General features: G+C 76.6%; 23 protein-coding genes and 1 riboswitch. All 23 genes read right to left on the reverse strand.

The window, feature by feature from the left end; all coding sequences use genetic code 11:
• Positions 1-8 precede the first annotated feature (8 nt).
• Positions 9-707 (reverse strand): nicotinamide riboside transporter PnuC, encoded by a 699-nt coding sequence (gene pnuC / locus Cpa01nite_RS02320; protein WP_203667111.1) that lies wholly within the window; start codon positions 705-707, stop codon positions 9-11.
• On the reverse strand, positions 704-1,174 hold the full coding sequence (gene ribH / locus Cpa01nite_RS02325) for a 6,7-dimethyl-8-ribityllumazine synthase (RefSeq protein WP_203667112.1): 471 nt from the start codon (positions 1,172-1,174) through the stop codon (positions 704-706). The genes pnuC and ribH overlap by 4 nt, the downstream gene beginning before the upstream one ends.
• A complete protein-coding gene (ribB, locus tag Cpa01nite_RS02330) occupies positions 1,171-2,559 on the reverse strand; it encodes a 3,4-dihydroxy-2-butanone-4-phosphate synthase (protein ID WP_239068455.1) in 1,389 nt (462 codons plus the stop codon). The genes ribH and ribB overlap by 4 nt, the downstream gene beginning before the upstream one ends.
• On the reverse strand, positions 2,556-3,284 hold the full coding sequence (locus Cpa01nite_RS02335; RefSeq protein WP_203667113.1) for a riboflavin synthase: 729 nt from the start codon (positions 3,282-3,284) through the stop codon (positions 2,556-2,558). Before Cpa01nite_RS02335 ends, ribB begins: the two co-directional genes overlap by 4 nt.
• Positions 3,284-4,312 carry a bifunctional diaminohydroxyphosphoribosylaminopyrimidine deaminase/5-amino-6-(5-phosphoribosylamino)uracil reductase RibD gene (gene ribD, locus Cpa01nite_RS02340; protein ID WP_203667169.1) on the reverse strand — a complete coding sequence of 343 codons (1,029 nt, stop codon included), beginning with the start codon at positions 4,310-4,312 and terminating at the stop codon, positions 3,284-3,286. The genes Cpa01nite_RS02335 and ribD overlap by 1 nt, the downstream gene beginning before the upstream one ends.
• 141 nt (positions 4,313-4,453) lie before the next feature.
• Positions 4,454-4,589: riboswitch (FMN riboswitch) on the reverse strand.
• 140 nt (positions 4,590-4,729) lie between these two features.
• A complete protein-coding gene (gene rpe / locus Cpa01nite_RS02345; protein WP_203667114.1) occupies positions 4,730-5,398 on the reverse strand; it encodes a ribulose-phosphate 3-epimerase in 669 nt (222 codons plus the stop codon).
• A 102-nt stretch (positions 5,399-5,500) separates the two neighbouring features.
• On the reverse strand, positions 5,501-7,282 hold the full coding sequence (locus Cpa01nite_RS02350) for an RsmB/NOP family class I SAM-dependent RNA methyltransferase (RefSeq protein WP_203667115.1): 1,782 nt from the start codon (positions 7,280-7,282) through the stop codon (positions 5,501-5,503).
• On the reverse strand, positions 7,279-8,241 hold the full coding sequence (gene fmt, locus Cpa01nite_RS02355) for a methionyl-tRNA formyltransferase (RefSeq protein ID WP_203667116.1): 963 nt from the start codon (positions 8,239-8,241) through the stop codon (positions 7,279-7,281). Before fmt ends, Cpa01nite_RS02350 begins: the two co-directional genes overlap by 4 nt.
• 181 nt (positions 8,242-8,422) lie before the next feature.
• Positions 8,423-9,121: a DUF1345 domain-containing protein gene (locus Cpa01nite_RS02360; RefSeq protein WP_203667117.1), complete on the reverse strand. Its 699-nt coding sequence runs from the start codon at positions 9,119-9,121 to the stop codon at positions 8,423-8,425.
• 35 nt (positions 9,122-9,156) lie between these two features.
• Positions 9,157-9,771, reverse strand: coding sequence for an HAD-IA family hydrolase (locus Cpa01nite_RS02365; RefSeq protein ID WP_203667118.1), 615 nt, complete (start codon positions 9,769-9,771; stop codon positions 9,157-9,159).
• Positions 9,768-12,299: a primosomal protein N' gene (locus Cpa01nite_RS02370; protein WP_239068456.1), complete on the reverse strand. Its 2,532-nt coding sequence runs from the start codon at positions 12,297-12,299 to the stop codon at positions 9,768-9,770. Before Cpa01nite_RS02370 ends, Cpa01nite_RS02365 begins: the two co-directional genes overlap by 4 nt.
• A 29-nt stretch (positions 12,300-12,328) precedes the next feature.
• Positions 12,329-13,537: a methionine adenosyltransferase gene (gene metK / locus Cpa01nite_RS02375; RefSeq protein WP_203667119.1), complete on the reverse strand. Its 1,209-nt coding sequence runs from the start codon at positions 13,535-13,537 to the stop codon at positions 12,329-12,331.
• Between the two features lie 73 nt (positions 13,538-13,610).
• Positions 13,611-14,834, reverse strand: coding sequence for a bifunctional phosphopantothenoylcysteine decarboxylase/phosphopantothenate--cysteine ligase CoaBC (gene coaBC, locus Cpa01nite_RS02380; protein ID WP_203667120.1), 1,224 nt, complete (start codon positions 14,832-14,834; stop codon positions 13,611-13,613).
• Positions 14,835-14,849: 15 nt separating this feature from the next.
• Complete coding sequence (rpoZ, locus tag Cpa01nite_RS02385) at positions 14,850-15,113, reverse strand: DNA-directed RNA polymerase subunit omega (protein ID WP_203667121.1); 264 nt, start codon at positions 15,111-15,113, stop codon at positions 14,850-14,852.
• Between the two features lie 37 nt (positions 15,114-15,150).
• On the reverse strand, positions 15,151-15,726 hold the full coding sequence (gene gmk / locus Cpa01nite_RS02390; protein ID WP_203667122.1) for a guanylate kinase: 576 nt from the start codon (positions 15,724-15,726) through the stop codon (positions 15,151-15,153).
• Positions 15,727-15,785: 59 nt separating this feature from the next.
• Complete coding sequence (gene mihF / locus Cpa01nite_RS02395; RefSeq protein WP_166937670.1) at positions 15,786-16,097, reverse strand: integration host factor, actinobacterial type; 312 nt, start codon at positions 16,095-16,097, stop codon at positions 15,786-15,788.
• Positions 16,098-16,378: 281 nt separating this feature from the next.
• On the reverse strand, positions 16,379-17,215 hold the full coding sequence (pyrF, locus tag Cpa01nite_RS02400) for an orotidine-5'-phosphate decarboxylase (protein ID WP_203667171.1): 837 nt from the start codon (positions 17,213-17,215) through the stop codon (positions 16,379-16,381).
• A 29-nt stretch (positions 17,216-17,244) separates the two neighbouring features.
• On the reverse strand, positions 17,245-20,601 hold the full coding sequence (carB, locus tag Cpa01nite_RS02405) for a carbamoyl-phosphate synthase large subunit (RefSeq protein WP_203667123.1): 3,357 nt from the start codon (positions 20,599-20,601) through the stop codon (positions 17,245-17,247).
• Positions 20,601-21,827 (reverse strand): glutamine-hydrolyzing carbamoyl-phosphate synthase small subunit, encoded by a 1,227-nt coding sequence (carA, locus tag Cpa01nite_RS02410; protein WP_203667124.1) that lies wholly within the window; start codon positions 21,825-21,827, stop codon positions 20,601-20,603. The genes carB and carA overlap by 1 nt, the downstream gene beginning before the upstream one ends.
• Complete coding sequence (locus Cpa01nite_RS02415; RefSeq protein ID WP_203667125.1) at positions 21,824-22,366, reverse strand: PH-like domain-containing protein; 543 nt, start codon at positions 22,364-22,366, stop codon at positions 21,824-21,826. The genes carA and Cpa01nite_RS02415 overlap by 4 nt, the downstream gene beginning before the upstream one ends.
• Complete coding sequence (locus tag Cpa01nite_RS02420) at positions 22,366-23,718, reverse strand: dihydroorotase (RefSeq protein WP_203667126.1); 1,353 nt, start codon at positions 23,716-23,718, stop codon at positions 22,366-22,368. The genes Cpa01nite_RS02415 and Cpa01nite_RS02420 overlap by 1 nt, the downstream gene beginning before the upstream one ends.
• Positions 23,715-24,779: an aspartate carbamoyltransferase catalytic subunit gene (locus Cpa01nite_RS02425; RefSeq protein WP_203667127.1), complete on the reverse strand. Its 1,065-nt coding sequence runs from the start codon at positions 24,777-24,779 to the stop codon at positions 23,715-23,717. The genes Cpa01nite_RS02420 and Cpa01nite_RS02425 overlap by 4 nt, the downstream gene beginning before the upstream one ends.
• Positions 24,776-25,366 (reverse strand): bifunctional pyr operon transcriptional regulator/uracil phosphoribosyltransferase PyrR, encoded by a 591-nt coding sequence (gene pyrR, locus Cpa01nite_RS02430; protein ID WP_203667128.1) that lies wholly within the window; start codon positions 25,364-25,366, stop codon positions 24,776-24,778. The genes Cpa01nite_RS02425 and pyrR overlap by 4 nt, the downstream gene beginning before the upstream one ends.
• Positions 25,367-25,519 lie beyond the last annotated feature (153 nt).

Here is a 25,519-nt window from a genome sequence, read left to right on the forward strand (position 1 = left end):
GCGGACGCTCAGCCCTCGACCCCGGCGGCTGCGGTGACCTGCTGCGGCGCGGACTCGCTGCGGGCCCGCCACCAGACGACGAAGCCCCAGACGACGACGCCCGCGTACACGAGGTACAGGAACGCCGACGGGTAGTAGCCGGCGCTGAGCAGCAGCGGCACGCCGACCGCGTCGACCGCGATCCAGATGAGCCAGAACTCGATCCAGCCCCGCGCCATGCCGTAGGTGGCCAGCAGGGAGCCCACGAAGATCCACGCGTCCGCCCACGGCCCCCAGGACCCGAGGGCGCGGAACACCAGGGCGCACGCCACGGTGCCGACGACGCCGACGACCGTGAGCTGGATCCACCCGGACCGCCCGGCCCACCGCGGGACGACGGCCGGCGCGTCCGGCTCGCCGTGCTCCCGCGCGACCCGCCGGGCCTGCGACCAGCGCACCCAGCCGTAGACCGCGACGGCGACGAAGAACACCTGCCGCCCGGCCTGGCCGTACAGGTCGCGTGCCTGCGGGGTGTCGAACACGCCGCCGAGGAACACGGTGAACAGCAGGACGTTGCCGACGATGCCGACGGGCCACGCCCACACCTTCCGGCGCAGGCCGCCGAGCGCGGAGGCGAGGCCGAACAGGTTGCCGATCACCTCGCGCCACAGGACGGGGTGCCCGGCGACGACGAGCTGGGCGTCGAACAGCCAGCCGATGAGGTTCACAGGTCGCGCAGCGCGACGACGGTCGCCACGGCCGCCTCGGCCGCCTCCGCGCCCTTGTCCTCGTGCGAGCCCTCGAGCCCGGCGCGGTCGAGCGCCTGGGCCTCGTCGTCGCAGGTGAGGACGCCGAACCCGACCGGGACGCCGGTCTGCACGGCGACGTCGGTCAGGCCCAGGGTCGCCGCCTGGCACACGTAGTCGAAGTGCGGGGTGCCGCCGCGGATGACGACCCCGAGCGCGACGACCGCGTCGTACTCGCCGGACCGGGCGAGCCGGCCGGCGGCGACCGGGAGCTCGAACGTGCCGGGCACGCGCACCTCCCGGACGTCGGTGACGCCGGCCGCGGAGAGCGCGCGTCGCGAGCCCGCGAGCAGGCCGTCCATGACGGTGGTGTGCCAGCTGGCCGCGACGACGGCGACCCGCAGGCCGCTGCCGTCGATCGTGAGGGTGGGAGCGCCCTTGCCGCTCATCGTGCGTCCTCCGTGCGTGGGGTGGCCGGGTCCAGCGGGCCCGAGGTGGTGGTGGTCGTGGTGACGGTGGTGGTCGTCGTCGTGGCGCCGGCGGCAGGGTGGTCCAGGCCGGGGAGCAGGTGCCCCATGGCCCGCGCCTTGGTCCGCAGGTACGCCTCGTTGTGGGTGGTGCGCCCGACCTCGAGCCCGCGGACCTCGGCGACCTCGACGCCGTGCGCGGTGAGGCCGGCGGCCTTGGCCGGGTTGTTGGTGAGCAGGGTGATCCGCCGGGCACCCAGGTCCGCGAGGATCGCCGCGGCGGCGCCGTACTCCCGCCGGTCGGCGGGCCAGCCGAGGTCGAGGTTCGCCTCGACGGTGTCCCGCCCCTGGTCCTGCAGGGCGTAGGCGCCGATCTTCGCGAGCAGGCCGATCCCCCGGCCCTCGTGCCCCCGCAGGTACACGACGGCGCCGCCGGTGCGCGCCGCGAGCTCCAGGGCCGCGTCGAGCTGGGGGCCGCAGTCGCACCGCGCGGAGCCGAACGCGTCGCCGGTGAGGCACTCGGAGTGCACCCGGACGACCGGCTGCTCGGCGAGGCCACGCGCCGCGACGAGGGCGACGTGGTCCGCCCCGGTCCGCAGGTCGCGGTAGGCGTGCACCCGGAAGTCGCCGTGCCGCGTCGGCAGGTCGGCGCTGTGCGCGCGGTGCACCCGCCGCGCGGGCGCGGTGGCGGCCTGCTCGGCGCCGGGCGCGGGCTCGGCGGGTAGGTCGCCGTGCGCGGTCCGCCACGCGACCAGGTCGGCGATCGTGAGGACGACCAGCCCGTGCTCGCGCGCCAGCGCCGCCGTGGCGGGCAGCCGCATCATCGTGCCGTCGTCGTGCACGAGCTCCGCGATGGCGGCGACGGGCTCGACCCCGGCCAGCCGGCAGAGGTCGACCGCGGCCTCGGTGTGCCCGGCGCGGTGCAGGACCCCGCCCGGGACCGCGCGCAGCGGCAGCACGTGGCCGGGCCGGATCAGGTCCTCGGTGCCCGACGCCGGGTCGGCGAGGACCCGCAGCGTGCGGGTCCGGTCGGCGGCCGAGATGCCGGTGGTCACGCCGTGCGCGGCGTCGACGGTCACGGTGTACGCGGTGCGCCGGGGGTCCTGGCTCTGCGGCACCATGAGCGGCAGGTCGAGGGCGTCGGCGCGCGCACCGGTCATCGGGGCGCACAGGTACCCGGACGAGTGCCGGATCGTCCACGCGACCCACTCGGGCGTGGCGAGCGCGGCCGCCAGGATGACGTCGGCCTCGTTCTCCCGGTCCGGCGAGTCGGCGACCAGCACCGGCCGGCCCGCCCGCAGCTCGGCGAGGGCCTGCTCGACGGTGCCGAGCTCGATCGGGGCGTCCGCGGGGTCGACGGCGGTCACCGGGCGACCCCCGTGTCGGCGCCCGCGCCGGCGCCTGCACCGGCCGCGCCGAGGCCACCCGCACCCGGGCCACCCGCGCCCGCGCCCGCGCCCGCCACCGCGCCGGCGGCCAGCAGCCGCTCGACGTACTTCGCCAGCACGTCCACCTCGAGGTTGACCCGCGTCCCGACCGCCGCGTCGCCGAGCGTCGTCTCCGCGAGGGTCGTCGGGATCAGCGAGACGCCGAACCAGTCGGGCCCGACGGCGGTCACCGTGAGCGACACCCCGGCGACGGCGACGGAGCCCTTCTCGGCCACGTAGCGCGCGAGCGCCGGGTCGAGCGCGATCTCGACCTCGTCCCAGCGCGGCCCGGGCGTGCGCCGCCGGACGGTGCCGACGCCGTCGACGTGCCCCTGGACGACGTGGCCGCCCAGCCGGGCGTCGGCGCGGACGGCCCGCTCGAGGTTGACCGGCGACCCCGCCGCGAGGTCGCCGAGCGCGGTGCGCCGCAGCGACTCCGGCATCACGTCGACCGCGAAGGTGCCGTCGCCGGGCAGGTCCGTGACGGTCAGGCAGACGCCCTGCACCGCGATCGAGTCGCCGTGCCGCGCGTCGGACGTCACGAGCGGGCCGCGCAGCACCAGCCGCGCGTCGCCGGCGGGGGCGCCGTCGGGCCCGTCACCCGCGCCCGGTGCCAGGTCCAGCGCCACGACGGTGCCGACCTCCTCGACGATGCCGGTGAACATCAGCGCTCCTCCTCCTCGACGTCGGCCACGACGAGCACGTCGGGCCCCAGCGGTCGCACCTCGCGGGTCCGCAGCCGCAGCGCGTCCCCGATCGTCCCGATGCCCAGGTCGGCCACGGCCGGGCGGCCGGCGCCGAGCAGCACCGGCGCGACGTAGGCGTGCACCTGGTCCACGACGCCCGCGCGCAGGAACGCGGCGGCGAGCGTGGGCCCGCCCTCGACGAGCACCCGGCGGGTCTCGCGCTCGTGCAGGGCGGCCAGCGCCTCCCGCGGGTCGCGGGTGCGCAGGCGCAGCACCTCGCCGCCGGGGCCGGACAGCCGCCCGCCCACGGGCAGGTCGCGCTCGCCGACGACGACCCGCAGCGGCTGGTGCGCGGCGAGGGCGCCGTCGGCGTCCCGGGCCGTCAGGGCGGGGTCGTCCGCCAGCGCCGTGCCCGTCCCGACGACCAGCGCGTCGACCTCGGCGCGCAGGGCGTGGGCGTGCGCCCGGGCCTCCGGCGAGGTGATCCACCGGCTCGACCCGTCCGCGGCGGCGACCCGGCCGTCCAGCGTGGTGGCGAGCTTGAGCGTGACGTGCGGGCGCCCCCGGGACACGGCGAGCAGCCACGGCCCGAGCAGCGCCCGGCTCGCGTCCTCCGCGACGCCGACGACGACCTCGACCCCGGCGGCGCGCAGCCGGTCCGCTCCCCCGACGGCGGCCGGGTTCGGGTCGGGGACGGCCACGACGACACGAGCGACGCCGGCCGCCAGCAGCGCGGCCGAGCACGGACCGGTCCGGCCGGTGTGGTCGCAGGGCTCGAGCGTGACGACGGCGGTCGCGCCGCGGACGTCGAGCCCGCGGGACCGCGCGTCGGCCAGCGCGGCCACCTCGGCGTGCGGGGTGCCGGCCCCGCGGTGCCAGCCCTCGCCCAGCACTCGGCCGGGGAGCTCGCCCGCGGCCGTCCCGGCGGGCGCCAGCAGCACGCAGCCGACGCGCGGGTTCGGGCCGTGCGCCGGGCCGCGCCGCGCGAGGTCCAGGGCGCGCGCCATCGCGTCCCGCTCGACCTCGGTCCCCTCGACCGCCGTCCCCGTGCCCAACTCCGCTCCCCTCGACCGACGGGTCTCCGGGGTTGCGGGCGGCGTGCGGGTGCACGACGTCCACGGCGCACCCGGCTCACGCCGAGCACGCCGCCACGACTCCTCCCATCCGGACTTTCACCGTCGGTCCTGGAGTTCCACCAGGTCAACCGCTCGCGCCCCTGAGGGCGTCTGCGGGTCGCGGACTGTCACCGCCGGCTCGGACTTTCACCGACCCCGGAGCACGTGTGTGTGTTCTGTCGAACGATGATGCCACACGCGGCATTCCCGGCCGGGCGCGACCACCGCCGCGAGCGGACGGCCGACCGGCCCGCGGCGCGCTCCCGCACGCGTCGCGGGCCCGTCCGCCACCGCCGGGTGCGCGAACCGTCAGCGCGCGGCCAGCGCCTCGCCCGCGAGCCCGCGCAGGGCGTCGATCTCCGCGTTCGGGTCCTCGGCGCCGTACACGGCGGAGCCGGCGACGAACACGTTCGCCCCGGCCTCGGCGACCTGCGCGATGGTGCTGCGGGACACGCCGCCGTCGACCTGGATCCAGGTGTCGGCGCCCTGCTCGTCGATCGCCGCGCGCAACCGGCGGATCTTGGGCAGGGTGCCCTCGATGAACGCCTGGCCGCCGAACCCGGGCTCAACCGTCATGACCAGCACCATGTCGAACTCGGGCAGCAGGTCCAGCAGCGGCTCGACGGGCGTGGCCGGCCGCAGCGCGATGCTGGCCCGCGCCCCCGCGGAGCGGATCTCCCGCGCCAGCCGGACGGCGGCCTGCGCGGCCTCCGCGTGGAACGTGACCGACGCAGCCCCGGCGTGCGCGTAGTCGACGGCCCACCGGTCGGCGGACTCGATCATGAGGTGCACGTCGACCGGCACCGGCGCGACCTCGATGATCCGGCGGACGACCGGCAGCCCGAGCGTGAGGTTCGGGACGAAGTGGTTGTCCATCACGTCGACGTGCGCCCAGTCGGCCCGGCTGATCCGGTGCAGGTCGCGCTCGAGGTTGGTGAAGTCGGCGGACAGGATGCTGGGGCTGATCTGCGCGTGCACGCGACCAGCCTAGCGACGCGGCGCCCGCCCGCCCGGCGGGGCCGCGCGCGTCGGGCCCGGCGCGGCCGCAGGCCGACGTCCGGCCCGGCGGGGCCGCGCGCGTCAGGCCGTGCGGCGCAGCAGGGTCAGGTGCATCGCGTCGGTGCCGTGGGCGTGCGGCCAGAGCTGGGCGTCCTCGCGCTCGGGCAGGTCGAGCCCCGGCGCGATGCCGTGCAGCACGGACGGTGCGTCGAGCACCTCGACCTCCAGCCCGGCCTTGCGCGCGGCGCGGGTGGCGTCGACGACGGCGAGCCGCGTCTCCGCGAGCACCGGCGAGCACGTCACGTACGCGACGACGCCGCCCACCCGCACCGCGCGCAGGGCGGAGCCGAGCAGGTCGCGCTGCAGGGCGGTGAGCTGGGCCAGGTCCGACGGCGTCCGCCGCCAGCGCGACTCCGGCCGGCGGCGCAGCGCCCCCAGCCCGGTGCAGGGCGCGTCGAGCAGGACGCGGTCGTAGCCGCCGGGCTCGGCGTCGCCGACCTCGCGGCCGTCGCCGACCCGCACGTCCTCGACCGCCCCCTCGGGCGCCGCGGCGACGGCCTGGCGGACCAGCCGGGCGCGGTGCGGCTGCACCTCGTTGGCGACGAGCCGGGCGCCGCGCTCCCCCGCCAGGGCGGCCAGCAGCGCAGCCTTGCCGCCAGGGCCGGCGCACAGATCGAGCCAGCGCGCGTCGGAGCCGTCGAGCGGCGCGTCCGCCAGCGCGAGCGCCACGAGCTGGCTGCCCTCGTCCTGGACGCCGGCGGTCCCGGCGCGCACGGCGGGCAGGCCGGCCGGGTCGCCGCCGCCGGCCAGGGTCACGGCGGTCGGCGCCCAGCGGCCGGGCGTGGCGTCGGGACCCGCGGCGGCGAGCAGGTCGTCGCGGTCGGCGAGGCCGGGCCGCGCCACCAGCGAGACCCGCGGCGCCTCGTTGTCGGCGGCGAGCAGGTCGCCGAGCTCGGCGGCGTCCCGGCCGTGCCCGACGAGCGCCTCGCGCAGCGCGCGGGTCACCCAGGCGGGGTGGCTGTCGACCGCGGACAGCCGGGCGACCGCGTCGGAGCCCCCGGGGTCGGCGGCGTCGCCGATCCGGTCGAGCCACACCTCCAGCGGCTCGCGGGACACCGCGCGCAGCACGGCGTTGACGAACTGCGCAGGCCCGGCGCCGACCTGCTCCCGGACCAGCCCGACGGTCTCGGACACCGCGGCGTGCGGCGGCACGCGCATGCCGAGCAGCTGGTGCGCGCCGAGGCGCAGGGCGTCCAGCACGGGCGGGTCGACCTGCTCCAGCGGGCGCCCGGTGCACTGCGAGAGGATCGCGTCGTAGCGGCCCTGCAGCCGCAGCGTGCCGTACGCGAGCTCGGTCGCGAAGCCCGCGTCGCGGCCACGGATGCCGCGCTCGCGCAGCAGGGGCGGGAGCACGAGGTTCGCGTAGGCGTCGGAGTCGGCGACGGTGCGCAGGACGTCGAACGCCGCGGTGCGCGCGGGGTCGGACGACCGGCGGCGCGCAGACGGCGCGGCGGCGGTGCGCTCGCGCGGGCCCTGCCGGGACGCGGGGCGCTGGCGACCGGCGGCGTCGCGGTGCTCGCCGCCCTGGCCGGGGCCGCCGCGCCGGCCGTCCTGGCCGGACGCGCCGCGCTGGCCGCCCTGGCCGGAACCGCCGCGCTGGCCACCCTGGCCGCCCTGGCCGGACGCGCCACGCGCGCCGCCCTGCCCGGAACCGCCGTGCTGCCTGCCGCCCTGCCCGGAACCGCTGCGCTGCCCGCCGCTCTGGCCGGGACCGCCGGACCGACCGCCCTGGCCGCCGCCCTGCCCGCCCGAACGCCCGCCCTGCCCGCCCGGGCGACCGCCCTGACCACGTTCCGCGCTCACGCGCCCGCCCCCCGCTCCGCGCCGCTGTCGGCCCCGAGGACCGTCCTCTCGTCCAGCCGGGCCCCGCGCGCCCAGTCGGCGGCGGCCATCGCCCGCTTCCCGGCCGGCCGCACCTCGCCGAGCCGGACGGCGTGCGTGCCGGTGCCGACGAGCACCTCACCGCGGCCGGCGCGCACGGCGCCGGGCGCGAGGTCGGTGACCTCGGGGACGAGCCGCACGGGGCCGAGGCCGAGGCGGGCGCCGTCGGGCAGCGTCGTCCACGCGCCCGGGGCGGGCGTGCAGCCGCGCACGCGGCGGTCGACGGCCATGGCGGGGTGCTGCCAGCGGACGCGGGCGTCCTCGGTGGTGAGGCGCGGCGCGAGGCTGACGCCGTCGGTGGGCTGCGGGACCGGCGTGAGCACGCCGTCCTCCAGCGCGTCGAGGGTCTTGACGAGCAGGTCGGAGCCCGCCCCTGCGAGCCGCCCGAGCAGGTCGCCGGACGTGTCGAGCGGCCGGATCGTCTCCGTCAGGGTGCCGAGCACGGGTCCGGTGTCGAGCCCGGCCTCGAGCAGGAAGGTCGAGGCGCCGGTGACCTCGTCGCCGGCGATGATCGCGTGCTGCACGGGCGCCGCGCCGCGCCAGGCGGGCAGCACGGAGAAGTGCAGGTTCACCCAGCCGTGCCGGGGCAGCGCCAGCGCGGCCGGGGGCACCAGGTTGCCGTACGCGACGACGGGCGCGGCGTCGGGCGCGATCGCGGCGATCCGCGCCTGGACCTCCGGGTCCTTCAGGGTCGCCGGGGTGAGCACCTCGAGGTCGGCCTCGAGCGCGCGCTCCTTGACGGGGCTCGGGGTGAGCGTCCGGCCGCGGCCAGCGCGGGCGTCGGGGCGGGTGAGGACGGCGACGACCTCGTGGCGGGAGGCGAGCAGGGCGTCCAGCGAGGGCAGCGCCACCGCGGGCGTCCCGGCGAAGAGCAGGCGCATGGGCACTGATCCTAGTGCCGGGCCGCACGGGCACCCGCGCCGCGCCGGGCGCGCAGCGCCGGGGCGAGCGCACCCCGAGCGCGCAGCGCCGCGGCAAGCTCAACCCGGGCACGCAGCGCCAGGCAAGCACACGCCGGGCACGCACACGCCGGGCACGCACGCGCCGGGCACGCGGCGCCGGTCAGGACCCGAGTCCGCCGAACAGCAGCGAGACCATCATCGCGACGACGACGGAGTTGAACGAGAACGCCAGCAGGACGTGCGTCCGGGCGAGCGTCCACGCCGCCCGCGACCGCATGTGCCCCGACACGGTCGCCGCCATCGCGGACAGCAGCACCGCGAGCGTGAGGTAGTCCCCGAACTGCGGCGTCCCCTCGACGTCGACCGTGAGGTGCCGCTCGCCGTCGTCGCGCCGCCCGGCGTCCAGGCGCAGGTACTGCAGCGCGAACGCGTAGACCATTTGCGCCCAGGAGCACGCCACGTTCAGCAGCCCGAGCCCGATGTACGTCCAGTCGTCGCGGTAGGTGGGGTCCTGCGCGATGAAGATCGTCACGGCGACCGCCACGACGGCCGCCGACAGCGTCCAGCTCGCCGCGCCGCCGTAGCCCAGGACCCGGTTCCACCACCGCCGGCCGAGGTCCTGCTCGCGCCAGGCGCTGGCGACGAGCCCGCGCGGCCCGCGGCCGGCGTACGTGACGTGGGTCCACACCAGGTACAGCAGGGTGAACACCGGCCACATGACGAGGTAGAGCGAGGCGGCCACGGCGGGGCCGAGCCGGAGCTCGCCGCTGCGGAGCGCCACGACGCCGACGGCGACCACGAGGGCCGCCGCGAAGCTCCAGTTGGCGCGGACGTTGTCGCTCACGTAGCGGCTGGCCATGGCCCGATCCAAGCAGAGCCCCGGCCGACGCAGGTTCAGGCGGGCAGCGCGCCCCGTGCGACGAGCTCGGCCCGCAGCGCCCCGGCCGTCGTGAACAGCACCGCCTGGTACCCGGCCGCCGCGGCGCCGGCGACGTTGGCCGGGCTGTCGTCGACGAACACCGTGCGTGCCGGGTCGAGCCCGTGCCGCTCGGCGATCAGGGCGAAGATGCGGGGGTCGGGCTTCACCACGCCCTCGCGCCCGGACACGACGACGTCCTCCAGCCGGCCGATGACGGGCGCGACGCGCTCGCCGTGGTGGAACGTCTCGGCGGACCAGTTCGTCAGCCCGAGGACGCGGACGCCGGCCGCGCGCAGGTCGTCGACGACCTCCGCGCTGCCCGGCACGGGCCCCGGCAGCGCGTGCACGAACCGCTCGACGTAGAGGTCGACCGTCGGCGCGTGCTGGGGGTGCGTCCGCGCGACCTCGGCGCGGGCCTCGCTCCACGGTCTGCCGGCGTCCTGCCGGAGATTGAGCGCGAGGAAGTCGACGTCGGCGAAGAACCGCTCGACCTCCGCGGCCGTGAGCACGCCGTCGAAGGCCCGCTCCGGCTCCCAGCGCACCAGCACGTTCCCCAGGTCGAGCACGACGGCGTCGACGGCCTCGGTCACAGCATCTCCTCCGGGTCGAGCCGCACGCGCACGGTCCCGCCCTCCCGGCGGGCGCTGCGGACGGCGAGGGACGCGGCCAGCGACCGCGCGAGCGCCCGGCCGTGCGCGACCGGCACCCGGACGAGGGTGCGCACGGGCGGGTCGAGGGACTCCTGGACGGCGGCGGCACCGGGCGCGAGCGGCTCTGGCTGGGGCACGGGCCCGAGCACGTCGGAGCCCTCCGGCAGCTCGACGCGCCCGAGCACGGCGGCGACGACCTCGCGGGTCCCGACCAGCTCGGCGACCCGGACGACCGGTGGCAGGCGCACCTCGGCGCGCTCGGCGAGCTCGCGCTCCGCGAGGCCGGCCGGGTCCCAGCGCACCAGGGCCTGCGTGGGCCGCTCCGCGCCGTCGCCGACCAGCAGCACGACGCCGCCGTCCCGGGAGGACCGGACGAGGGCGGCCGCGGCTATCCACTTCCGCAGGGCGTCCTCGGTCGCGCGCAGCGAGGTCGACCCGGTGGTGACGGCGGCGTCCAGCAGGATCGCCGCGGCGTACCCGCCGGGCGCGACCGGTTCGGCGCCGATCGTCGACACGACGAGCGCGGGCCGGTCGGGGACCTCCGCCAGCACGCCGGAGCGGGCGCCGGAGTGCCGCACGGTCACGCCGGGGAACGCGCGGCCCAGCTCCTCGGCGGTCCGGTCCGAGCCCACGGCGACCGAGCGGAACGTGCCGTTGCCGCAGGCGTCGCACCGCCACTGGATCGCCAGCCGACCGCACCACCGGCACTGCGCCGTGCCGTCGCCGGAGGTCAGCGCCAGCGGGCCGTGGCAGTGCGCGCACCGGGCGATCTCGCGGCACCGCCCGCACGCCACCGCGGGCAGGTAGCCGGCGCGCGGGACTTGGACCAGCACGGGTCCGTCGGCGAGCCGGTCCCGGATGGTGCGCCACGCCTCGCCGGGGAGCCGCGCGGCGGCGGCGGCGCCCTCGCGGGCCAGCTCGACGCTGGTGAGCGCGCGGACCCGCGGGGTGCGGGCGCGCACGACGTCCCGGTCGGCGACGACCGGACGCACCCACCCCGACGCGGCGAGCGCCTGGACCTCGGTCGACCGGGCGTGCGCCGCGAGCAGCAGGCCGCAGCCCTCGAGCTCCGCGCGCAGACCCAGCACCTCGCGGACGTGCGGGTACGGCGCCCGGGGCTCGGCGTGCAGGTCGTCGCCGTCGTCCCAGCACACGGCCAGGCCGAGGTCCCGCACGGGCGCGAACGCCGCGGCCCGGGTGCCGACGACGACCCGGGCGTGCCCGCGCAGCGCGGCGAGGAACGCGCGGTACCGCCGTGCCGGTCCGTCGTCGGCCATGAGGCGGACGTGGGCGGCGTCGGGGCCGTCCGGGGTCCACGCGGGCACGCCGGCCGCGACCAGCGCGGCGCACACGCGGTCGACGTCGCGGGCGTCCGGCACGACGACCAGGACGCCGCGGCCGCTCGCCAGCGTCGCGCGGGCGGCCTGCGCCACGCCGTCGGGCCAGCGCTCCCCCGTCGGGCCGGGCAGGGCCGTCCACGCCGCCCGCGGCGAGCCCCCGGCGGCGAGGTGCGCGAGGAACGCCGGGCCGCCGCGGTAGGGCGCCCAGGCGGCGTCGGAGGCGGGGGTGCCGGGCGACGCTGCGGCGGAGGCGGGGGTGGCTGCGGCGGTGGCGGGGGTGGCGGGGGTGGCTGCGGCGGTGGCGGGGGTGCCGGGCGACGCTGCGGCGGTGGCGCGGGTGCCGGGGGACGCTGCGGCGGTGGCGGGGGTGGCGGGCGACGCTGCGGCGAAGGCGAAGGCGGAGGCGGGGCCGGCAGTGGATGCGGGCGTGGCCTCGGGCGCGGGCGAGGGCGCGGCGGCCCGAGCCGACCGGGTCGCTCCCGAGGCGACGGCCCCGGGCGGGGGCACGGACGCGGCGCCGGGCGCCTGCCCGTCCGAGCGGTCGACGTCGCTCGCGCCCTCCGTCTCCCCCGCGCCGTCCGCGCCGTCCCGGGCAGGCGGCACCTCTCCCTCGGTCCGCGCGTGCCGCGGGGGGACGGCGAGCCGCAGGACGTCGGCGAGCGTCCCCGCGTACCGGTCGGCGACGGCCCGCGCGAGCCGCCCGACCGCCGGCGTCAGCACGGGCTCGGGCGACACGACCCGGCGCAGGGGCACGAGGGTGCCGTCGTGGTCGGGCTCCGCGGCGCGGTCGAGGACGTAGCCGTCCACGTCCTGCGCGCCGAACCGCACCTTCACCCGGGTGCCCGGCGCCGCCGCGTCGGCGAGCGCCGCCGGAACGAGGTACTCGAACGGCCGGTCCAGGTGCGCGGGCGCGAGCTCGACCGCGACCCGGGCGACCGGCAGGTCCGCCGCGGGCTCGACGTCGACGTCGCGCGCGCGGGCGCGACGCCGGGGCCGGGCGGCACCGGCCCCGCGCGCGGCGGCCGGCCCGCGGCCCGACGACCCGCGCCCGGCCCCGCGCGCGGACGGACCCGCCGGCCCGACCTCGTCGAGCCCGAGCAGCGCCGGCTGCTCCGCGGGTCCGTCCACGGGCGCGGGTCCGTCCGCCACCCGGTCCCTCAGGACAGGGCGGAGCGCAGCGCGTCCACGCGGTCCGTGCGCTCCCAGGTGAACTCGGGCAGCGCGCGGCCGAAGTGGCCGTACGCGGCGGTCTTCCGGTAGATCGGCCGCAGCAGGTCGAGGTCCCGGACGATCGCGGCGGGGCGCAGGTCGAACACCTCGCGGATCGCGGCGGTCAGGCGGTCGACCGGCACGGTCTCGGTGCCGAACGTCTCGACGTACAGGCCGACCGGGTGCGCCTTGCCGATCGCGTAGGCGACCTGCACCTCGCAGCGGCGGGCCAGGCCCGCGGCGACGACGTTCTTCGCGACCCAGCGCATGGCGTAGGCGGCGGAGCGGTCGACCTTCGACGGGTCCTTGCCGGAGAAGGCGCCGCCGCCGTGCCGGGCCATGCCGCCGTAGGTGTCGACGATGATCTTGCGGCCGGTGAGGCCGGCGTCGCCCTGCGGGCCGCCGACGACGAACTGGCCGGTCGGGTTCACCAGCAGGCGGTAGTCGCTGACGTCGAGGTCCAGGCCCGCGGCGTCGAGGACCGGCGCGACGACGTGCTCGGCGATCGCCGGGGCGAGCTCGGACTCCAGGTGCACGCCCGGGCCGTGCTGGGTCGACAGCACGACGGTGTCGAGCCGCACGGCGCGGTCGCCGTCGTAGCCGACGGTGACCTGGGTCTTGCCGTCGGGGCGCAGGTTCGGGACGACGCCCTCCTTGCGGACGAGGGCGAGGCGCTCGGCGAGGCGGTGCGACAGCCAGATCGGCAGCGGCAGCAGGCTCTCGGTGTCGTCCGACGCGTAGCCGAACATGAGGCCCTGGTCGCCGGCGCCCTGCAGGTCCAGCGGGTCGTGGTCGGACGCGTCCTGGCGGGACTCGAGGGCCTTGTCGACGCCCTGCGCGATGTCGGGCGACTGCTGGCCGATCGACACGGACACACCGCACGAGTCGCCGTCGAACCCGATGTCGGAGGAGGTGTACCCGATGTTCCGCACGACCTGGCGGACGATCTGCGGGATCTCGACGTACGCGGTCGTGGTGACCTCGCCCGCGACGTGCACGAGGCCGGTGGTCACCATCGTCTCGACGGCCACGCGGGCGGTCGGGTCCTGCTCGAGGATCGCGTCGAGGATCGCGTCGGAGATCTGGTCGCAGACCTTGTCCGGGTGCCCCTCCGTGACGGACTCGGACGTGAAGAGGCGCGTATCGGCGATCGTCATGGGGCCAGGTTAGCGGGCCGCCGGCCCCCGGACGGACGGGACGCGCGCTGCTCGACGAGCGGGGCCCGCGAGGTCACAGGGGCAGCACGCGGACGACGGCGTCCCACAGCGCGTCGGACACGGCGTCCTTGCTGCCCTCGACCGTCCCGACGACCTCGCCGCCGGAGTCCAGCAGCGTGACCGCGTTGTGCTCGGTGCCGAACCCGACCCCGGCGCCCACGGCGTTCACCGCGAGCAGGTCGGCGCCCTTGCGGCGCGCCTTCGCGCGGCCGTGGGCGAGCACGTCGCCCTCCGCGTCGCCGGTCTCCGCGGCGAACCCGACGACGACCTGCGGCCGCCCGTCGGTGCGCGGCGGGTCGGCGACCAGGCCGGCGAGCACGTCGGGGTTCTGCACGAGCGCGAGCGGCGGCGCGGAGCCGTCGGCCTGCTTCTTGATCTTGTGCGCGGCGCCCTCGGCGGGCCGGAAGTCGGCGACGGCCGCGGCCATCACGACGACGTCGGCGTCGGCCGCGGCGCCGCGGACGGCGTCCTGCAGCTCGGCGGTCGTCTCGACCGCCACGACGCGCACGCCGGCGGGCGGCCGCACGGCGAGGTTCGCGGCGACCAGCGTCACCCGGGCGCCGCGCGCCTGCGCGGTCCGGGCCAGGGCGACGCCCTGCTTGCCCGACGACCGGTTCCCGAGGAACCGGACCGGGTCGAGCGGCTCGCGGGTGCCGCCGGCCGACACGACGACCGTGCGCCCGGCGAGGTCCTGGGTCCGGGGCTTGCCCTCGGGGTCGACCAGCGCGAGGGCGGCGGCGGCGATCGCGTCGGGCTCGGGCAGCCGGCCGGGCCCGCTGTCCGCGCCGGTGAGCCGGCCGGAGTCCGGGTCGAGCACGTGCACGCCGCGCTCGCGCAGCGTCGCGACGTTGGCGCGCGTCGCCGGGTGCTGCCACATCTCGGTGTGCATGGCCGGCGCCATGAGCACCGGGCAGGTGGCGGTCAGCAGCGTGGCGGCCAGCAGGTCGTCCGCCCGGCCGTGCGCCGCGCGGGCCAGCAGGTCCGCGGTCGCCGGGGCGACGACGACGAGGTCCGCCTCGCGCCCGAGGCGCACGTGGGCGACCTCGGGCACGTCGTCGAACACCTCGGACGACACCGGGTGCCCCGACAGGGCCTCCCAGGTCGCGCGCCCGACGAACTCCAGGGCCGCCCGGGTGGGCACGACGCGGACGTCGTGCCCCGCCTCGGTGAACGACCTCAGGACGTGGGCGGCCTTGTACGCGGCGATGCCGCCGGCGACGCCGAGGACGATGCGCACGTCAGCGCGGGAGGCTCAGGCCTCGTTCGCGGTGACCGTCAGCAGGCCCGCGTCGATCTCGCGCATCGCGATGGACAGCGGCTTCTCCTGCGGGCGGGTCTCCACCAGCGGGCCGACGTACTCGAGCAGGCCCTCGTTGAGCTGCGAGTAGTACGCGTTGATCTGCCGCGCGCGCTTGGCCGAGTAGATGACCAGCGCGTACTTCGAGTCGGCGCGCTCCAGGAGGCGGTCGATCGGCGGGTCGGTGATGCCGATGGGCTCGGCGACGGTTCCGGACACGGTGGCTCCCGTAGTCGAAGGTGGTGGGGACTGCCGGTCAGTCTACAGCCGCGGGCAGCCCCATCAGGGCGACCAGCTCGTCCGTGGCGCGCCGGACGTCGTCGTTGACCACCACGTGGTCGAACTCGGGCTCGGCCGCCATCTCGACCTCGGCGGTCGCGAGCCGGCGGGCGCGCTCCTCCTCGTCCTCCGTGCCGCGCCCGACGAGGCGGCGCACCAGCTCGTCCATCGACGGCGGCGCGAGGAACACGAACTGCGCCTCGGGCATGGTCGTGCGCACCTGGCGGGCACCCTGCAGGTCGATCTCCAGCAGCGCGGGCTCCCCGGCGGCCAGCCTCTCCTCGACGGGCCGACGCGGGGTGCCGTAGCGGTTCCGGCCGTGCACGACCGCCCACTCGAGCAGGTCGCCCTCGGCGACCATGCGGTCGAACTCCTCGGGCGTGACGAAGTGGTAGTGCAGGCCGTCGACCTCGCCCGGCCGGGGGGACCGGGTCGTGGCCGACACGGAGAGCCAGACCTGCGGGTACCGCGCGCGGAGGTCGGCGGACACGGTGCCCTTGCCGACGGCGGTCGGTCCGGCGAGGACGGTCAGCCGGGCGCGCGGCGTCGTCATGCTGCTCTGGTGCTCCTGGAGTTGTGCGGCCCGGGGGCCGGCGACGGTGGCGCCGCCGGTCACCCGAACCGGTCGACGAGCGCCTTCACCTGGTGCGGGCCGAGGCCACGCACGCGGCGGGTCTCCGAGATCCCGATCTCGGAGATGATCTGGCGTGCCTTGACCTTACCCACTCCCGGGAGGGACTCGAGCAGGGCGAGGACCTTGAGCTTGCCGATGGTCTCGTCCTTCTGCCCCTGCGCGATCACCTCGGACAGCGAGCCCTGCGAGTACTTCAGCCGGTTCTTGACCTCCGCGCGTGCCTGGCGGGCAGCCGCGGCCTTCTCGAGCGCCGCTGCGCGCTGCTCGGGGGTGAGAGTCGGAAGTGCCACGTGAGTCACCTTCTCATCACTGTCAGGAGGCAGGGACATGGAACATGGGCGACCCCGCGGTGCTCGACGCGGCGTCGCGCCGGGCTCCGGGGAACCCATCTCCCGAGGATGGCACGGGATGGGCGCAGCGGCACGTTCCGGCAGCGTGTCGGCACGAGAACGCCCCGGACCCGTCGCTCGGGGCAACGGGTCCGGGGGCGCCCGGGGTGCACGAGACTCGTCCGGGGTGCCCTCGGTGCGGGCGCCCCGGACGAGTCTCGTGCGCCCTCGCGGGCGCCCGCTCAGCGCAGGGCGGCGCCCGCCGCGTCCGCCGCCGCGCGGGCCGCGTCGCGCAGGGCGCGCGCGTCCGGGCCGGCCGCGAGGACGCCGCGCGAGGACGACGCCAGGACAGCCGAGCGGGCGTCGCCGAAGACCGCGGCCAGCTCCGCCGGCCCCGCGCCCTGGGCGCCGACGCCCGGGGCGAGCAGCGGGCCGCGCACGGCCGCCAGGTCGACGCCCAGCCGGGCCGCGGCGTCGCCGATGGTGGCGCCGACGACCAGGCCGATCGACCCCAGGGGCGCCCCCGCCGCCGGGCCGCCCGGGGCGAGCTCCGCCGCGTTGGCCTCCGCGGCCGAGCGCGCCACCCGGTCCGCGACGGCCACGCCGTCGGCGTCCCGCGCGTGCTGCACGGCCGGGCCCTCGGGGTTCGAGGTCAGCGCGAGCACGAACAGCCCGCGCCCGGTGGCCAACGCCAGGTCGACGGCCGGCGCGAGCGAGCCGAAGCCCAGGTACGGCGACACGGTCAGGGCGTCGCCGGCCAGCGGCGAGCCGTCCCGGAGGAACGCGTCCGCGTAGGCGCCCATCGTCGAGCCGATGTCGCCGCGCTTGGCGTCGACCACGACCAGCGTGCCCGTCTCCCGGCCCGCCGCCACGACCTCCTCGAGCGCCGCGACGCCCGCGGAGCCGTGCCGCTCGAAGAACGCGGCCTGCGGCTTGACGGCCGCGACGCGCCCGCCCACGGCCTCCATGACGGTGAGCGCGAACCGGCGCACGCCCTCGGCGCTGTCCGGCAGCCCCCACGCGTCCAGCAGGGACGCGTGCGGGTCGATGCCGACGCAGAGCGGGCCGTGCTCGGCCATCGCCGCCGCGAGGCGGGCGCCGAACGGCCTCACGCGACGACCCCGTCGCCGCCGGCCACCGACGCGCCCGCGGCCACCGCCGCCCGGCGGCCGGCCGTCGCCGCGTCGTGCTCCTGCAGGCTCGCCACGCCGAACGGCCCGGCCAGCGCCGCCTCGATGCCCTGCACCGCGGCGCCGAGCTGCTGCACGGTCGTGACGATCGCCTTGTCCGCCGCCGTGGTGGCCGCGCGGATCTCGTAGCCGTCGGCGCGCGCGCCCTGCCCGGAGGGCGTGTTCACCACGATGTCGACCTCGCCGGCCGAGATGAGGTCGACGATCGTCGGCTCCCCCGCCGGGCCGCGCCCGGCCGAGAACTTCCGCACGACCGTCGAGGCGATGCCGTTGCGCTTGAGCACCGCGGCGGTGCCGTCGGTCGCCAGGATCTCGAAGCCCAGCTCCTGCAGCCGCTTCACCGGGAACACGATCGAGCGCTTGTCCCGGTCGGCCACCGAGATGAACGCCCGGCCCGCGGTCGGCAGGCCGCCGAACGCCGCCGACTGCGACTTGGCGAACGCCGTCGGGAAGTCGGTGTCGAAGCCCATGACCTCGCCGGTGGACCGCATCTCCGGGCCGAGCACGGTGTCGACCACCGTGCCGTCGCCGGTGCGGAACCGCTTGAACGGCAGCACGGCCTCCTTGACGGCGATCGGCGCGTCGAGGTCGATGACGCCCGCGTCGTCGGCCGGCAGCACGCCGGACGCCCGCAGGTCGGCGATCGACTTCCCGGTCATCACCAGCGCCGCGGCCTTGGCCAGCGGGACGCCCGTCGCCTTGGACACGAACGGGACGGTGCGGGACGCGCGCGGGTTGGCCTCGAGCACGTAGAGCACGTCGGACACGAGCGCGAACTGGATGTTCAGCAGGCCGCGGACCCCGACCCCCTTCGCGATGGCCTCGGTCGACACCTTGATCCGCTGCAGCTCCGACTCCGACAGCGACACCGGCGGCAGCACGCAGGCCGAGTCGCCGGAGTGGATGCCCGCCTCCTCGATGTGCTCCATGACGCCGCCGAGGAACAGCTCGGTGCCGTCGTACAGGGCGTCGACGTCGATCTCGATGGCGTCGTCGAGGAACCGGTCGATCAGCAGCGGCGGCAGCGCGCCGCCGCGGGCGGTGGCCTCGGCCAGCGCGCGCTCGACGTACTCGGTCAGCTGCTCGTCGGAGTAGACGATCTCCATGCCGCGGCCGCCCAGGACGTACGACGGGCGCACGAGCACCGGGTAGCCGATGCGGGCGGCGGTCTCCCGCGCGACAGGCAGCGTGGTAGCGGTGCCGAACGCCGGCGCGGGCAGGCCCGCGGCGGCGAGCACGGCCCCGAACGCGCCGCGGTCCTCGGCGGCGTCGATGGCGGCCGGCGGGGTGCCCAGGATCGGCAGCCCGGCGTCCGCCAGGCGCTGCGCGAGCGACAGCGGGGTCTGGCCGCCGAGCTGCACGATGATCCCGGCGACCGGGCCGGCGGCCTTCTCGGCCTCGTAGACCTCGAGGACGTCCTCGAACGTCAGCGGCTCGAAGTACAGCCGGTCCGCGGTGTCGTAGTCGGTCGACACGGTCTCGGGGTTGCAGTTGACCATGACGGTCTCGAACTCGCCCTTGAGCGCCAGCGTGGCGTGCACGCAGGAGTAGTCGAACTCGATGCCCTGGCCGATGCGGTTCGGGCCGGACCCGAGGATGAGCACCGCCGGGCGCTCGCGCGGGGCGACCTCGGTCTCCTCGTCGTAGGACGAGTAGTGGTACGGCGTGCGGGCGGCGAACTCGGCCGCGCAGGTGTCGACCGTCTTGTAGACCGGGCGGACGCCCAGCGCCTGCCGGACCTCGCGCGCCACGTCCTCGCCGATCCCCCGCAGGGAGGCGATCTGCACGTCGGACAGGCCGTGCCGCTTGGCCTTCCGCAGGACCGCGGCGGTCAGCTCCGGCGCGGCGGCGGTCTCCGCGGCGACCTCGTTGATCAGCTGCAGCTGGTCGAGGAACCACGGGTCGATGCCGGTGCGGGCGTACACCTCGTCGACGGACACGCCGGCGCGGAGCACCTGCTGCACGTCGACCAGGCGGTGCTCGGTCGGGCGCGAGATGGTCGCGACCAGGGCGTCCAGCGCCTCGCCGGTGAGGGCCTCGCCGTCCCAGTGGAACGTCGTGCCCTTCCGGTCGATGGACCGCATGGCCTTGCCGAGCGCCTCGGTGAAGTTGCGGCCGAGCGCCATGGCCTCGCCGACGGACTTCATCGTGGTGGTCAGGGTCGGGTCGGCGGCCGGGAACTTCTCGAACGCGAACCGCGGCACCTTGACGACGACGTAGTCGAGCGTGGGCTCGAAGGACGCCGGGGTGGAGCCGGTGATGTCGTTCGGGATCTCGTCCAGCGTGTAGCCGACGGCCAGGCGCGCCGCGATCTTCGCGATCGGGAAGCCGGTGGCCTTCGACGCCAGCGCCGAGGACCGGGACACCCGCGGGTTCATCTCGATGACGATGATCCGGCCGGTGTCGGGGTTCACCGCGAACTGGATGTTGCAGCCGCCGGTGTCGACGCCGACCTCGCGGATCACCGCGATGCCGATGTCCCGCAGCCGCTGGTACTCGCGGTCGGTCAGCGTGAGCGCCGGGGCGACCGTGACCGAGTCGCCGGTGTGCACGCCAACCGGGTCGACGTTCTCGATCGAGCAGACGACGACGACGTTGTCCGCCTTGTCGCGCATGAGCTCGAGCTCGTACTCCTTCCAGCCGAGGATCGACTCCTCCAGGAGCACCTCGGTGGTCGGCGAGTAGTGCAGGCCCTGGCCGACGATCCGGCGCAGGTCCGCCTCGTCGTAGGCGATGCCGGAGCCGAGGCCGCCCATGGTGAACGACGGGCGGACGACCACCGGGTATCCGAGGTCCTCGACCGCGACCAGCGCCTCGTCGATCGTGTGGATGATCGCCGAGCGCGCGGACTCGCCGCCGCAGACCTCGACGACCTGCTTGAACTGCTCGCGGTCCTCGCCCTTCTGGATGGCGGGGATGTTGGCGCCGATCAGCTCGACGCCGTACTCCGCGAGCACGCCGGCCTCGTCCAGGGCGATCGCGGCGTTGAGCGCCGTCTGGCCGCCCAGCGTCGGCAGGATCGCGTCCGGGCGCTCCTTGGCGATGATCGAGGTGAGCACCTCGGTGGTGATCGGCTCGACGTAGGTCGCGTCGGCGAACTCCGGGTCGGTCATGATCGTCGCCGGGTTGGAGTTCACGAGGACGACCCGCAGGCCCTCCTCCTTCAGCACGCGGCACGCCTGGGTGCCGGAGTAGTCGAACTCCGCGGCCTGGCCGATGACGATCGGGCCGGAGCCGATGACGAGGACGGAGTGGATGTCGGTGCGGCGAGGCATCAGGCGCCCTTCGGGGAGTCGGTGACGTCGGTGGCCTGGCCCGCGGCGGCGGCACCCTTGTCGGGCTCGCGCATGAGGTCCAGGAACCGGTCGAACAGGTAGGCGGCGTCGTGCGGGCCCGCGGCGGCCTCGGGGTGGTACTGCACCGAGAACGCCGGCAGGTCGAGGGCGGCCAGGCCCTCGACGACGTCGTCGTTGAGGTCGACGTGCGAGACGGTCACGCGGCCGTACCGCCCGCCGTCGTGCGGGGCGACGGACACCTCGTCCAGCGGCGCGTCGACCGCGAAGCCGTGGTTGTGCGCGGTGATCTCGACGCGGCCCGTGGCGCGGTCGAGCACCGGCTGGTTCACGCCGCGGTGCCCGTAGCCGAGCTTGTAGGTGCCGTAGCCGAGCGCCCGCCCGAGCAGCTGGTTGCCGTAGCAGATGCCGAAGAACGGGATCCTCCGGTCCAGCACCTCGCGGAGCAGCTCGACCTCGTGGGTCGCCGCGGACGGGTCGCCGGGGCCGTTGGAGAAGAACACGCCGTCGGGGGCGGTGGCGAGGACGTCGTCGATGGACGACTGCGCGGGCAGCACGTGCACCTCGATGCCGCGCTCGGCCATCCGGTTCGGGGTCATCGACTTGATGCCCAGGTCGACGGCGGCGACGCGGGCGACGGGCTCGGCGAGCTCCGCGCCGTCGGGGCCGAGGGCCTTGACGACGTACGCGGTGTCGGTGGACACCTCGCCGGCCAGGTCGGCGCCGGCCATCTGCGGGCGGGCCTGCACCTCGGCGACCAGGTCCTCGGCGGCCCGGCGGCGGCCGGCGGCGTCGAGCAGCGCGTCGCCGGACAGGATCGCGGCGCGCATCACGCCGCGCTCGCGCAGGTGCCGGGTCAGGGCGCGGGTGTCGATCCCGGAGATGCCGACGACGCCCTGCGCCGCCAGCTCCTCGTCCAGGCTGCGGTCGCTGCGCCAGTTCGACGCCCGGCGCGCGGGGTCCCGGACCACGTAGCCGGACACCCAGATCCGGCCCGACTCGGGGTCCTCGTCGTTGACGCCGGTGTTGCCGATGTGCGGCGCGGTCATCACGACGATCTGGCGGTGGTAGCTGGGGTCGGTCAGCGTCTCCTGGTACCCGGTCATGCCGGTGTTGAAGACGATCTCGCCCCAGGTGGTGCCGGTGGCCCCGTAGGCCTCGCCGGCGAACGTCCGCCCGTCCTCGAGGACCAGCAGTGCGTCCGTCATGAGCTCTCCTCCGACCCGCTCGCGGCGGGTGTCGATCCGATGAGTGTCTGGGTGGCCGCGCGCAGCACGTCCGCCTCCTGGCGGTGCCGCAGGCGCAGGCCGGTCTCGAGGCCGCGGGGGTCGTCGTCCGGGCTGGGGACCCAGGTCAGCACGACCAGCCCCTCGCCGCCGACGACCTTGCCGGCCATGCCGCCGGAGGTGCCCACCGCGCGCAGCGCCGCGCGCGGGACGAACACGTCCGGCGCCCCTCGTCGTCGCACCACCACGCCGCTGGTCCACACCTGGACCGTGGCGGCCGAGCGGACGCCGAGGCCGTGCGACCCCACGCGGTCGAGCCAGTCGCCGGCCCGGGTCGTCGACACGTACGTGGCGGCGAGCGGCTCGGTCCGCGCCTCGCCGAGGTCGGCGTCGGCCGGGACCGTCGGGGGCGCGGGGACGTCGGCGGGACCGCGGTTGAGGCGGCGCCAGCCCTTGGCCATGCCGAGGAGCAGCGCCACGCCGAGCGCGACGAGGATCGTCACCGACAGCCAGGGCGGCATCAGGGCGTCACCCGCCCCGCGGCGTAGCGCGGGTCCGCCGGGTCGTCCTGCGGCACGCCGTCGAGCACCGTGGCCCGGCCGCGCAGGAACGTCGCGACGACCGCGCCCGGCAGCTCCCGGCCGCGCAGCGGCGAGTTCGTCGACGCCGTGGCCTGCCGCGCGGGCTCGACGACCCGGCGCTGGTCGGGGTCGACCAGCACGAGGTTGGCCGGCTCCCCCACCGCGATCGGGCGCCCGTGGCCCTCGACCCGGCCGATGCGGGCGGGGTTGGTCGACAGCACCCGTGCAACGTCGGCCCAGGTCATCCGGCCGGTGTCGACCATGGTCTGCTGCACGACCGACAGCGCGGTCTCCAGGCCGGTCATGCCGAACGCGGCCGCGGCCCACTCGCAGTCCTTGTCCTCGCGGGTGTGCGGGGCGTGGTCGGTGGCGACGATGTCGATCGTGCCGTCGGCCAGGCCCTCGCGGACGGCGTCGACGTCGGCCTGCGTGCGCAGCGGCGGGTTCACCTTGAACACCGGGTCGTAGCCGCGGGCCTCCTCGTCCGTGAGGACCAGGTGGTGCGGCGTGACCTCGGCGGTGACGGCGATGCCGCGCGACTTCGCCCAGCGGATGATCTCCACCGAGCCGGCCGTCGACAGGTGGCACACGTGCAGCCGCGACCCGACGTGCTCGGCGAGCAGCACGTCCCGGGCGATGATCGCCTCCTCCGCGACGGCGGGCCAGCCGGCCAGGCCGATCTCGGCGGACACGACGCCCTCGTGCATCTGGGCGCCCTGGGTCAGCCGGGGCTCCTGCGCGTGCTGGGCGATCACTCCGTCGAACGCCTTCACGTACTCCAGCGCGCGGCGCATGAGCACCGGGTCGTGCACGCACTTGCCGTCGTCGCTGAACACCCGGACCCGGGCGGCGGAGTCGGCCATCGCGCCCAGCTCGGCGAGGTGCTCCCCCGCCAGGCCCACGCTGACCGCGCCCACCGGGTGCACGTCGGTCCAGCCGGCCTGCGCGCCCAGACGCCAGACCTGCTCGACGACGCCCGCGGTGTCCTGGGTCGGCGTGGTGTTGGCCATCGCGTGCACCGCGGTGAACCCGCCGGCCGCCCCGGCGCGGGTGCCGGACGCGATCGTCTCGGCGTCCTCCCGGCCGGGCTCGCGCAGGTGGGTGTGCAGGTCGACCAGGCCGGGCAGCAGCACCATCCCGGTCGCGTCGATCACCTCGAGGTCGTCGGGGGCGTTCTCGGACGCGTCGCCGGCGTCCGGGCCGATCGCCGCGACCAGGCCGCCGGCGACCAGCACGTCGGTGGGCTCGCCGCCGAGGGGGCGGACGTCCTTGAGCAGGTACTGCGCGGTCATGCGGTGGCTCCGGCGGTGGTGGTGGTTGCTGCGGTGGCGGGGGTGCTGGTGCTGGTCAGGGCGGGGACGGCTCCCGTGGCGGGGGCCGCGCCGGGGGTGTCGCCGTCGCCCGACAGCAGGAGGTAGAGCACCGCCATGCGCACGGCCACGCCGTTCGCGACCTGCTCGACGATCACGGCCCGCGGCGAGTCCGCCGCGTCCGCGGAGATCTCCAGCCCGCGGTTCATCGGGCCGGGGTGCAGCACGATGCTGTGGTCCGGCAGCGTCGCGAGGCGGCGCGCGTCCAGGCCGTACAGCCGGGTGTACTCCAGCGGGCTCGGGAAGAACCCGCCGCCCGCCGTCGACATCCGCTCGCGCTGCACGCGCAGCATCATCACCGCGTCGGGGCCCTGGGCGAGCACGTCGTCCAGCCGGTAGGACACCGCGGCCGGCCAGGGGCCGACGCCGACGGGCAGCAGGGTGGGCGGGGCCACGAGCGTGACCTCGGCGCCGAGGGTGTGCAGCAGGTCGACGTTCGAGCGAGCGACCCGGCTGTGCAGCACGTCGCCGACGACCGCGACGTGCAGCCCGGCGAGGTCGTGGCCGACGCCGTCCGGGTTCGTCGCCGTGCCGGTGAGGTGGCGGCGGATCGTGAACGCGTCGAGCAGCGCCTGCGTCGGGTGCTGGTGCATCCCGTCGCCGGCGTTCACCACCGCGGCCTCGGTCCAGCCGGCGTGCGCGAGCGTGTGCGGCGCGCCGGACGCCTGGTGCCGGATGACGATCGCGTCCGCGCCCATCGCCTGCAGGGTCAGCGCGGTGTCCTTGAGCGACTCGCCCTTGGACACGCTCGACCCCTTGGCCGAGAAGTTGATGACGTCGGCGCTCAGCCGCTTGGCGGCGGTCTCGAACGAGATGCGCGTGCGGGTGCTGTCCTCGAAGAACAGGTTGACCACCGTGCGGCCGCGCAGCGTCGGCAGCTTCTTGATCTGCCGGCCCTGGGTCGCGGCCATCTGGGCGGCCGTGTCGAGGACGCGGATCGCGGCGGCGCGGTCGAGGTCGGTCGTGGACAGGAGGTGCCTCATCGCGGGCCCCCCTCGATGACGACCTCGGTGCGGCCGTCGGTTTCGGCGAGCAGCACGCGCACGCGCTCCGCCGTCGACGTCGGGAGGTTCTTGCCGACGAAGTCCGCCCGGATCGGCAGCTCGCGGTGCCCGCGGTCCACCAGCGCGGCCAGCTGCACCGCGCGCGGCCGGCCCAGGTCGTTCAGGGCGTCCAGCGCCGCGCGGATCGTGCGGCCGGAGTACAGCACGTCGTCCACCAGCACGACGACCTTGCCGTCGATGCCGCGCGCCGGGACGCTGGTCGCGCCGATGGTGCGCGTGGGGTGCTGAGCCAGGTCGTCGCGGTACATCGTGACGTCGAGGCTGCCGACCAGGTCCTCGGCCACCAGGCCGGGCTCCACGGCCGCCAGCCGCGCCGCGAGGCGGTGCGCCAGCGGGACGCCGCGGGTCGGGATGCCGAGGACGACGAGGTCGTCGCCCCCCTTGTTGCGCTCGAGGATCTCGTGGGCGATGCGCGTCAGCGCGCGGGCCACGTCCTGCTCGCCCAGCACGACCGTGGCTGCGGTGGCCGCAGCGGTGTCGTCGGGCACGGGGGTACCGGAGGTCATCCGGGCCGCTCCTTCCCCGCCTCACGGGACGGTGTTAAAGGAATGCTCGTTCCCCGGCACCTTACACAGACCGGCCGGGTGCGGCCCGCGGCGTCCACGCCGCGGGCGGCGTGAGCCGCGCCACGCCCGCGGCCCCGTCCGGGCCCGCGCGCC

The sequence above is a fragment of the Cellulomonas pakistanensis genome, assembly GCF_016862755.1.
Lineage (GTDB): Bacteria > Actinomycetota > Actinomycetes > Actinomycetales > Cellulomonadaceae > Cellulomonas > Cellulomonas pakistanensis.

Coding starts and splice junctions, on each gene's coding strand:
- Cpa01nite_RS02415 (WP_203667125.1), bottom strand. CDS start 22,366: ATGCCGCCCTGGCTGTCGGTGACGATCCTCGTCGCGCTCGGCGTGGCG.
- gmk (WP_203667122.1), bottom strand. CDS start 15,726: ATGACGACGCCGCGCGCCCGGCTGACCGTCCTCGCCGGACCGACCGCC.
- carA (WP_203667124.1), bottom strand. CDS start 21,827: ATGACGGACGCACTGCTGGTCCTCGAGGACGGGCGGACGTTCGCCGGC.
- ribD (WP_203667169.1), bottom strand. CDS start 4,312: ATGGCGCGCGCCCTGGACCTCGCGCGGCGCGGCCCGGCGCACGGCCCG.
- metK (WP_203667119.1), bottom strand. CDS start 13,537: ATGACGATCGCCGATACGCGCCTCTTCACGTCCGAGTCCGTCACGGAG.
- Cpa01nite_RS02335 (WP_203667113.1), bottom strand. CDS start 3,284: ATGTTCACCGGCATCGTCGAGGAGGTCGGCACCGTCGTGGCGCTGGAC.
- carB (WP_203667123.1), bottom strand. CDS start 20,601: ATGCCTCGCCGCACCGACATCCACTCCGTCCTCGTCATCGGCTCCGGC.
- ribH (WP_203667112.1), bottom strand. CDS start 1,174: ATGAGCGGCAAGGGCGCTCCCACCCTCACGATCGACGGCAGCGGCCTG.
- Cpa01nite_RS02360 (WP_203667117.1), bottom strand. CDS start 9,121: ATGGCCAGCCGCTACGTGAGCGACAACGTCCGCGCCAACTGGAGCTTC.
- pyrF (WP_203667171.1), bottom strand. CDS start 17,215: ATGGCCGAGCACGGCCCGCTCTGCGTCGGCATCGACCCGCACGCGTCC.
- Cpa01nite_RS02425 (WP_203667127.1), bottom strand. CDS start 24,779: ATGAGGCACCTCCTGTCCACGACCGACCTCGACCGCGCCGCCGCGATC.
- fmt (WP_203667116.1), bottom strand. CDS start 8,241: ATGCGCCTGCTCTTCGCCGGGACGCCCGCGGTGGCGCTGCCCTCGCTG.
- pyrR (WP_203667128.1), bottom strand. CDS start 25,366: ATGACCTCCGGTACCCCCGTGCCCGACGACACCGCTGCGGCCACCGCA.
- Cpa01nite_RS02420 (WP_203667126.1), bottom strand. CDS start 23,718: ATGACCGCGCAGTACCTGCTCAAGGACGTCCGCCCCCTCGGCGGCGAG.